Source organism: Nocardioides carbamazepini (assembly GCF_024614185.1).
GTDB classification, from domain to species: domain Bacteria; phylum Actinomycetota; class Actinomycetes; order Propionibacteriales; family Nocardioidaceae; genus Nocardioides; species Nocardioides carbamazepini.
This window is the reverse complement of record NZ_JAHTLF010000011.1, coordinates 55,788-64,705: the sequence shown is the minus strand read 5'-3', so window position 1 is coordinate 64,705 and position 8,918 is coordinate 55,788. Positions and strand designations below refer to the sequence as shown.

The window sequence follows — 8,918 nt, the reverse complement described above, 5'->3', positions numbered from 1 at the left end:
TCGAACGACTCGGACACACCGTGCAACTCGACGCCGCTAGCTGAGCAGCGAGTCCACTGCCATCGTGTCGGGCTCCGCCCGACGCGCTCACGCGCCTGCGCCGGTACAGGTGATTCACGGGTCTGTGCGCCGTGACCGAACCCGACGTGCATCTTGGGGTTGCGGTCAGCGCGGTAGGTGTTGGGATCCTCGAACGCAACGGGTCTCGATTCGCGGCACCGAAGGAGAGAAGCACCCTTGACCCTTTGGGAATTTTGCCACCAGCAACATCGTAGTCGGCGCGCGGTGTAGCGGTACAGATTCTGGATGGGGCTGGAGAATCGCATGTGCTCCTCGATCGCCATCGGAATCAGGTCAGGGTTCTCCCGGACGCGGTCATACTGCTCTGGGTTGCGCGCAAAGGTCTCGAACATCCCGCCCAACAGGTTCGTCGTGGTCTCCTTTCCAGCAACAAGGAGCAGCATCGATCAGGACAAGCTCCACCCAAAGTGGATCCACCCGGTGATCGACCGTCTCGCCGACGCCGGGGTTCCCGTCGACAAGTGCTGCCAGGTCCTCGGGGTGTCGCGATAGGCCTACTACCGCTGCAAACGCCGTCCCACATCGGCGACGCAACTGCGCCGCCACTGGCTGACCGGTCTCATCCGGGAGGTCGATGTCGCCTGACGCGGGAGCTACGCGTATGGCCGCATCCACGCCGAGCTCACGGAGCTGGGCGGAGCGCTCTTCGCCGACCGTACCTGCCTTCCACTTGCCATCAGCCCGCACTCTCCGCGACTTGCAGCAGGGACGCCAGAGCGGTGTCGGGGTCGGCCAGTAATTCGCGCTGCGGCGCGAGGTTGGCCCCGATGGCCCTCTTGCTAAACATGAATTCCTGCGGCCTGTTGACGCAGTCGGCCGCGATAATTCGGCCTTCGTTCAGGTAGAAGCAGGCGAAGTCGCGGCCCACGCTTGGATCGCCACGCAGGACCACCTCGTCATAACCGGCGCTCAGACCAGCGATCTGGAGCTTCAGGTCGTACTGATCCGACCAGAACCATGGCAGTCCGGAGATCTCCTTGTCTTTGCCACAGATCGTGGCGGCGACCGTCTTTGCCTGCTCCACTGCGTTCGGGACTGACTCTAGACGCAGCCGACGGCCATAGCGGGCATCGAAGTAGTTGGCGCAGTCACCCGCGGCGTAGATGTGGGCATGATCGGTTTGGCCATGACCGTCGATGACGATGCCATCCGACACCGCGAGCCCGGCCTCCTGGGCGAGCTCCACGTTTGGGACGACTCCGATCCCCACGATGGCGAGATCCGCTTGCAGTACCTCGTCGCCTGCGAGCAGCACTCCACGTACGCGATCGCCGCCCTCAAGCGCGAGGACCTCGACGTCCGTGCGAAGGTCAATGCCTTCTTCACGATGAATCCGCTCGTAGAACGTCGAGACCTCGGGTGCGGTCACTCGCTGGAGCACGCGCCCGGCCGTCTCGAGCACGGTGACGGTGAGGCCCAGCTGACGGAGGGAGGCTGCTGTCTCCAGGCCGATGTATCCGCCGCCAATGATCACGGCGTGCTTGCTCGTCGGCAGGTCGGCCTGGATCCCCTGGATGTCGGCGGCACCCCGCAGGTAGTGCACTCCGTTGAGGTGGGCGCCAGGCAGGCTCAGTCGCCGTGGGCGTGCCCCTAGGCATAGGGCCAAGTGGTCGAAGTCGAGGACTTCCCCGTCCTCCAGCTCGACTTGGAGGGCGTCCGGGTGCAGCTTCACCACGCGTGCTGGGCGAAACCTGACTTCCTGCTTGAGATAGAAGTCCGGCTTGCGGATGAGGAGCTCGTCAGGACTGAGTTTCCCGGCGAGGTAGGCCTTGGACAACGGCGGGCGTTGGTACGGCAGCCCCGGCTCGTCGCCAAGCAGGAGGATCTCCCCAGTCCAGCCGTCCTGGCGCAGGCTGGCGCACATTTGGGCGCTGGCATGACTGGCTCCGACGATGATGACGCGAGCGGTGCCCATGAGTCTCTCGTCCTCGTGTCAGCCGTCGGACTTAGGCGTGAGCTGCACGATCATCCGTCCATAACCCCTCACGAAGTTGGACTGGACGTACGTGGGTTCGCCGATGACCTCGATCTGGTCGAACCGGGCCAACAGCTCCTCCCAGAGGATGCGCAGCTGCATCTCGGCGAGCCGGTTGCCCATGCAACGGTGCACACCAAACCCGAAAGACATGTGGTGGCGGGCGTTGGCACGATCAATGCGGAAGGCGTCGGGGTCGTCGAACTGGGCCTCGTCGCGGTTGCCGGACGCGTACCACATGATGATCTTGTCGCCCTTGCGGATGAACTGTCCGCCAAAGTGCACGTCGCGCGTCGCGATGCGACGCATGTAGGCCAGAGGGGTCTGCCAGCGGATGATCTCCGAGACCATGTTGGGGATGAGGTCGGGATTGGCCTTCAACTTCTCGAACTGATCCGGGTTCTGGTGCAGCGCCAGCACCCCGCCAGACATGGAGTTCCGGGTGGTGTCGTTGCCGCCGACGATCAGCAGCGTCAGGTTGCCGAGGAACTCGAGGGGGCGCGAGATCATGTCCTTGGTTTCATCGGAGGACTGCATGAGGGTGACGAGGTCGAAACCCGTCTCCCCCTGCTCCCTGCGCGCAGCCTTGTCGTGCCACAGAGCGATGAACTCCCGAGCGAGCTCAGCCGTCGCCTTGAAGAACTCGTCCTGGTGCGTGATGCCGCCGGTGCCCTCCGTGGTGCCGCTGATCGCATCGGACCAGTACGTAAGCTTGCGGCGCTGTTCGTAGGGGAAGTCGAGCAGCGTCGCCAGCATGCGCCCCGTGATCTCGATCGAGACCCGGTCCACCCAGTCGAACGGCCGGTCGGTCGGCAGGCTGTCTAGCACCTCGACGATTCGCTCCCGGATGAGCGACTCCATCTCCTTGAGGTTTTTGGGTGCGACGACACCCTGGACGGCCTTGCGCTGGGTGTCGTGCCGCGGCGGATCCATGGCGATAAACATCGCGATCTCCAACGGGATGTCCCCCATCACGATGACCGGTTCGGCCGAGAAGACCTCCGCATTGGTGTCGACGGCCCGAATGTCCTCGTAGCGCGTGATCGACCAGAACGGACCGAACGGGCTATCGGGCATGTAGTGGACAGGGGCCTCCTCGCGAAGGCGCTTGAAGTAGTCACGACTCTTCCCTTGCCGGAACAGGAAGGGATTGCTGACATCAAGCTCGGCGAGCGGCACGTCCGCCGCGTCCGGGATCGGTCGTTCGGTGAGCACGAGCGGCTTGCCCTTGCCGGCGAGACGCTGTGCCTTCTTGGCCATGTGCGCGGCCTGGACTTGCCGCTCGGCAGGCACCGTTGCCTGGACCTTGGTCTGCACCGAGACCATCGCGCGCTCGAGCACGTTCTTCTTCGTCTTCATCTCGTCCGCCTATCGTGAGGTGTGGGGCGTTCGTGGATCACATCTGGAACTCGGGAAGGCGGACCTTCAGCCCGTCCATGGCTTTGGAGGCGACCACCTGACAAGCCAGACGAGAGTTGGCCTGACACTCGGGCGACATCTCGATCATCTGGCTCTCACGATCGCTGCGCGTTCCGGTCGTCGAGATCCAGTCGTCGGTGATGATGATGTGGCAGGTGCCACACGCGGCCTCGCCACCGCAGTCGCCCTCGATGCCAGGAACAGCGTTGTTCGTGGCGGCTTCCATCATCGATTGGCCCTCGACGAAGTCGATCGTGTGAGGAGTGCCGTCGTGCTCGACAAAGGTGACGGTGGGCATTTCTCGTTCCTTTCGCAAGTGGTGCTGCACGCGTGGGACGCGGCGGGCTGTTCGTGCTGACGGTCGGAGTCAACGTGACGAGCACCACCGGCGTCTTATGCAGGGACGCCAGATATGCGCCACGACTTTGTCGAACGAGCCAACTGCCGTCCCACGGCAACCAGGCGGGGACACGCGCGATGAGCCTGGAGCACTTTTCCCAAGCAACGCGGTACGTCCGGTATGACACGGCGACGGCCTCATCGAAGGACAGAAATCCATCGACATCCTTCGACCCACGAGCCACGCCCTGCCGCTTTGGAACCCTGCACAGTCGCATTCACCATTTCTGGCTCTAGGGCTCTAGGGCCGCGTGTGCCGAACGCCACATCCTTTAGTCATCACGCACGACCGTGTACCTCGAGAAGGAGAGACGATGTCGCTTGTCACCCCGGCACCGCCCGTTGACGTCAGCGGGTTCGACGCCGCCATCGAACGGTTGTCCACCGGCGCGAAGGCGTGGGCCGCGATGAGCCTCGGAGAACGTGGAGAACTCATCGCTCGCACCCACGACTCCGTCGCTCGGGTGGCTGAGCGTTGGACCCGCACCGCTCTCGACATCAAGGGCCTCGACCCCAAGTCCGCTCTCGCGGGCGAGGAGTGGTTGAGCGGGCCGTACGCGACGCTGGCCGGGTTCGGCACCGTTGCCCACTCCCTCGCCACCTTGGCGGGCGGCGGGTCCCCCATCGGTTCGATCACCCCTAAGAAGGCACCGGGCGGCCGACTGGCCTGGCGGGTGCTGCCGCTCGACTCTCGCGAGGCGTTGCTGTTTCACGGCTTCTCCGCCGAGGTGTGGACGCTGCCTGGCGTGAGCGAAGCCGACGTGCGCACCGACACCGGCGCTGATGCCAGTCGAACCGGTGTGTCCGGAGGGGTAGGGCTTGTCCTGGGCGCGGGCAACATCACCTCCATCGGCCCACTCGACGTGCTGACCGAGCTGGTCGTCCACCACCGCGCGACCGTCCTCAAAATCAATCCCACGTTCGCCAACCTGTTGACGGTCTACCGACACGCACTCGCGCCTCTCATCGAGGCCGACCTCCTGCGCGTGGTTCAGGGTGGCGCGGCCGAAGGCGCCTACCTGTGCAACCACGACGGCATATCCCATGTCCACATCACTGGCAGCGTCGAGACGCACGACGCAATCGTGTGGGGACGCGGGAAGGACTCGGCCACGCGGCGCCGGGAGGGGCGCCCCGTGCTCGACAAGCCGATCACCAGTGAGCTCGGCGGGGTCTCGCCCGTCATCGTCGTGCCCGGCGAGTGGACCGCGGCCGACCTGCGATTCCAAGCGGAGAACATCATCTCGATGCGGCTCCACAACGCCGGCCACAACTGCTGCGCGGCACAGATGATCGTGATCGACGCCGCCTGGCCCCAGCGTGAGGAGTTCGTACGCGAACTTCGCGCGGCCCTGACTCGGGTACCGTCGCGCACCCCTTGGTACCCGGGCAGCGACCAGCGGCTGAAAGACGCGGCACGTGCCCACTCGGGGGCAGAGACCTTCTCGGACGGCGACCGGCTGCTCATCCAGGTGCAGCCGGACGAAGTATGCCCGCTCACGCGCACCGAGTACTTCGCTCCGGTCCTGGGGCTGGTGGAGCTGGACGGCGGCGGCGCCCGCGGCTTGCTCGACCGTGCGGTCGAGTACGTCAACCGTGAGCTGGCCGGGACGCTGAGCGCCAACATCCTCATCGCACCTGCCGAGCGTCGCAATCTCGGCGCGGCCTTTGACGAGGCGGTCTCCCGACTGGACTACGGAGGGATTGCCATCAACACGTGGACCGGGCTCGCATTCCTCGCCCCCACCGCGACCTGGGGCGCTTTCCCGGGGCACACCCTCGATGACGCCCAGAGTGGCATCGGAATCGTGCACAACGCCCTGCTGATGGCTCACTCCGAGCGGACTGTCGTGACCGGGCCGTTCCGGCCGTTCCCGCGATCGGTGCTCAACGGCGAGATGACCCTGTTCCCGAAGCCGCCGTGGTTCGTCACCGCTCGCAGCGCCGCCAGCACCGGACGCAAGCTCAGCGGGTACGCGAGCGGTCCCTCCTGGGCCAAGCTGCCGAGCATCTTCGCCTCGGCCTTCCGCGCCTGATCAACCCTCCACCCACGAACGGACACTCTCATGACTGACAACTTCGACTACATCATCGTCGGCGCCGGTTCCGCCGGCTCTCCCTTGGCCAACCGGCTCTCGGCGGACCCCTCCGTCCGCGTGCTCCTCCTGGAAGCCGGAGGCGAGGCCAAGAGCCCCAACATCGCCATCCCGGCGGCATTCTCCGAGCTCTTCAAGTCCAACTACGACTGGAACTACGAGACGACACCGCAGCAGGGGCTCGACGGCCGAACCATCTACTGGCCCCGTGGCAAAGTGCTCGGCGGCTCGTCGGCCATGAACGCGATGATGTGGGTGCCGGGCTTCGCCGCGGACTACGACACCTGGGCTGAGCTGGCAGGTCCCCAGTGGAGTCACCGGGCGCTGGCCTCCACCTTCGCCTCCACTCACGTGAGCGTGCAGGAGCAGCGCGACCCGCGCGAGATGACCAGCGCCTTCCTCGACGCCGTCCAACAGGCGGGGTACCAGATGGAGACCCCCAACGGTGAGGAGCCGAACGGTTTCACCCGCACCCGGGTGACGCAGTCCAACGGCACTAGACACAGCTCGGCGCGGGCCTACCTCACGCCTATCCGCAAGAAGCGCGAGAACCTCACCATCCGCACCGAATGCCACGCCACTCGCGTGGTGTTCGCGGGGCGTACGGCCACAGGCGTGGACTACAGGGCGAAGGACGGCTCTCTCCTCACCGCACACGCCTCGCGCGAGGTCATCCTGTGTGGCGGCGCGGTCAACACCCCCCAGCTGCTCATGTTGTCGGGCATCGGCGATCCCGAGCAGCTGCGCCGCCTCGGCATCGACGTCTTGGCCGCATCATCGGAGGTCGGCGCCAACATGCGTGACCACCTGGTCAGTCTCTTCGCCATCGGCGTCGACGGCGAGACGCTGAAGGACGCCACCGGCGTCTCCCAACTGATCCGCTTCCTGCTGAAGCGTCGGGGCATGCTGACGTCAAACATCGCCGAGGCGTACGGGTTCGTCCGCACAGACCCCTCGCTGGCCCTGCCGGATGTCGAGATCCTCTTCGCGCCGGTCGCGTACGTCGAGGAGGGTCTCAACGGGATCCCGGCTGACGGCCTCTCCGCAGGACCGATCCTCCTCCGGCCGGAGAGCCGAGGTGAGATCCGGCTCTCGACCGCCGACCCCCTGGCCAAGCCCATCATCGAGCCCCACTATCTCTCGGACCCCGAAGGTAGCGACCGGGCAACGATGCTGCGTGGCCTCGACATGACCCTGGACATCCTCAGCACCCCTGCCATCAAGAAGTTCGCCACCGGCGCATACATCGCACCGATGGGTGGCGAGAAGTTGTCGCGCGAAGACCTCCTGCTCGCGGCCCTGGAGCAGACGTCACACACGCTCTACCACCCGACATCGACCGCCCGGATGGGGCTCGACGACGCCTCCGTCGTCGACCCCGAGCTCCGGGTTCGAGGCGTCCACTGCCTCCGCGTCGCGGACGCCTCGGTGATGCCTGAGATCATCCGCGGCCACACCCACGCGCCATCGGTCGTCATCGGCGAACGGGCCGCCCAGCTCATCGCGAAGGGATGATGCCGGTGCGCCGTTACCGTTGCAGCGAACGGCGCACCCGAGGAGTGCTTGGACCTCCGAACCCAGGTGGACCGCAGACGAATCGTCGTCACTTCCAGCCGTCGCGGACCACCCTGTCGCCAGGCACATCCCATCCAGACGTGAGTGCGCTGCGCACGACCATCGCCCACCGTCTTGGGTCGATTCTGGCCGACGACGACCTGAAATGCCTGCTCCCAGAGCAGTGAGCACGGTCCAAGATCACCATGGCGCTCCTCAAGGACGAAACTCCCCCGATCAGAGGGCGAAGGTCTGAGCATCACCAATCCTCGAGCATGGACGTCAGCGACCGCACGTTGCATGACGTCACAGGCCGAGGTCGCGGCCGATGAGCTCCTTCATGATCTCGTTGGAGCCGGCCCAGATCTTCGAAACGCGGGCATCGCGCCAGGCCCGACGCGGTGCTCGTTCATGAAGCCGTAGCCACCGTGCGGCTGGACGCAGTGGTCGAGCACGTCGTTCTGCACCTGCGAGGTCCACCACTTGGCCTTCGCGGCGTCGACGGGGGTGAGCTCCTTCTTGGTGTGCGCGATGACGCACTGGTCGACGTAGGCCTGGGTGACCTCGATCTGGGTGACCAGCCCCGCGAGGAGGAACTTGTTGTGCTGGAAGGAGCCGATGCTGGCACCGACGGCCTTGCGGTCGATCGTGTAGGCGATGGTCTCGCCGAGGATCTGCTTGACGTGCGCGAGGTTGGAGATCGCGCAGCCGAGCCGATCCTGCGGGAGGTTCTGCATCATGTGGATGAAGCCGACGCCGACCTCGCCGACGATGTCGTCGTCGGTGACGCGCACGCCCTCGAAGAACATCTCGGCGGTGTCGGACTCGTCCTGACCGACCTTGTCGAGTTTGCGCCCGCGACCGTAGCCCTCGGCGTCGGTCGGGATCGCGAAGAGCGTGATGCCCTTGGCCTTCCTCTCCGGCGAGGTACGCACGGCGGTCACGACGATGTCGGCGGAGTAGCCGTTGGTGATGAAGGCCTTGGAGCCGTTGATCACCCCGCGGCGCTGCGCAGCGCGGCGAGGTCGGAGCCCCCGGACGGCTCGGTCATGCCAATCGCCAGCAGCAGCTCGCCACTGGCCACGCCGGGCAGCCATCGCTGGCGCTGTTCCTCGGTGGTCAGCTCCACGACGTACGGCGCGACGATGTCGGCGTGAATGCCGACACGGGAGGAGAGCGCGCGGCGTTGACCTTGGAGAGCTCCTCGGCCATGAAGGCGTTGAACCGGTAGTCGCCGGCCTCGGCGCCGCCGTACTGCTCGGGATCTCCAGGCCGAGGAAGCCCTGCTTGCCGGCCTCGAGCCAGAACTCCCGCGGCAGCGCCTTGTCGATGGCGTACTGCTCGACGTGCGGCACCACGGACCGGTCCAGGAACTCCTTGACGAACCCTCGGAA

General features: G+C 65.7%; 5 protein-coding genes and 4 pseudogenes. 3 read left to right on the top strand and 6 right to left on the bottom strand.

From position 1 onward, the window contains the following. Positions 1-464, bottom strand: a pseudogene (locus tag KVF89_RS05425) (hypothetical protein); the annotation flags it as partial. Between the two features lie 19 nt (positions 465-483). Here KVF89_RS05425 and KVF89_RS05420 point away from each other — a divergent pair. Beyond that, positions 484-663, top strand: a pseudogene (locus tag KVF89_RS05420) (IS3-like element ISAar24 family transposase); the annotation flags it as partial. A 94-nt stretch (positions 664-757) separates the two neighbouring features. Here the strand turns inward: KVF89_RS05420 and KVF89_RS05415 are convergent. From KVF89_RS05415 to KVF89_RS05405, 3 genes and pseudogenes are all read right to left on the bottom strand, one after another. Beyond that, positions 758-1,996 (bottom strand): NAD(P)/FAD-dependent oxidoreductase, encoded by a 1,239-nt coding sequence (locus KVF89_RS05415; protein ID WP_257424051.1) that lies wholly within the window; start codon positions 1,994-1,996, stop codon positions 758-760. A gap of 33 nt (positions 1,997-2,029) precedes the next feature. Beyond that, positions 2,030-3,382: pseudogene (locus KVF89_RS05410) on the bottom strand (cytochrome P450); the annotation flags it as partial. A gap of 70 nt (positions 3,383-3,452) precedes the next feature. Then, entirely contained in the window at positions 3,453-3,773 is a 321-nt protein-coding gene (locus KVF89_RS05405) for a 2Fe-2S iron-sulfur cluster-binding protein (RefSeq protein ID WP_257424049.1), read from the bottom strand. A 415-nt stretch (positions 3,774-4,188) separates the two neighbouring features. Here KVF89_RS05405 and KVF89_RS05400 point away from each other — a divergent pair, with 415 nt between their 5' ends. Together KVF89_RS05400 and KVF89_RS05395 are read left to right on the top strand one after the other, a co-directional pair. Beyond that, the gene (locus KVF89_RS05400) at positions 4,189-5,910 is read left to right on the top strand and encodes an aldehyde dehydrogenase family protein (RefSeq protein ID WP_257424047.1); all 1,722 of its coding nucleotides are present in this window, start codon (positions 4,189-4,191) and stop codon (positions 5,908-5,910) included. Between the two features lie 30 nt (positions 5,911-5,940). Next, positions 5,941-7,485 carry a GMC family oxidoreductase gene (locus tag KVF89_RS05395; protein ID WP_257424046.1) on the top strand — a complete coding sequence of 515 codons (1,545 nt, stop codon included), beginning with the start codon at positions 5,941-5,943 and terminating at the stop codon, positions 7,483-7,485. Positions 7,486-7,862: 377 nt separating this feature from the next. Here KVF89_RS05395 and KVF89_RS30360 read toward each other — a convergent pair. Together KVF89_RS30360 and KVF89_RS29940 are read right to left on the bottom strand one after the other, a co-directional pair. Beyond that, positions 7,863-8,477: pseudogene (locus tag KVF89_RS30360) on the bottom strand (acyl-CoA dehydrogenase family protein); the annotation flags it as partial. Between the two features lie 41 nt (positions 8,478-8,518). Then, positions 8,519-8,653 carry a hypothetical protein gene (locus KVF89_RS29940; protein ID WP_308212704.1) on the bottom strand — a complete coding sequence of 45 codons (135 nt, stop codon included), beginning with the start codon at positions 8,651-8,653 and terminating at the stop codon, positions 8,519-8,521. Between the last annotated feature and the right edge of the window lie 265 nt (positions 8,654-8,918).

Bases quoted from the DNA above. Each gene is read 5' to 3' on its own strand.
- KVF89_RS05415 (WP_257424051.1), bottom strand. From the start codon at position 1,996: ATGGGCACCGCTCGCGTCATCATCGTCGGAGCCAGTCATGCCAGCGCC.
- KVF89_RS05405 (WP_257424049.1), bottom strand. From the start codon at position 3,773: ATGCCCACCGTCACCTTTGTCGAGCACGACGGCACTCCTCACACGATC.
- KVF89_RS05400 (WP_257424047.1), top strand. From the start codon at position 4,189: ATGTCGCTTGTCACCCCGGCACCGCCCGTTGACGTCAGCGGGTTCGAC.
- KVF89_RS05395 (WP_257424046.1), top strand. From the start codon at position 5,941: ATGACTGACAACTTCGACTACATCATCGTCGGCGCCGGTTCCGCCGGC.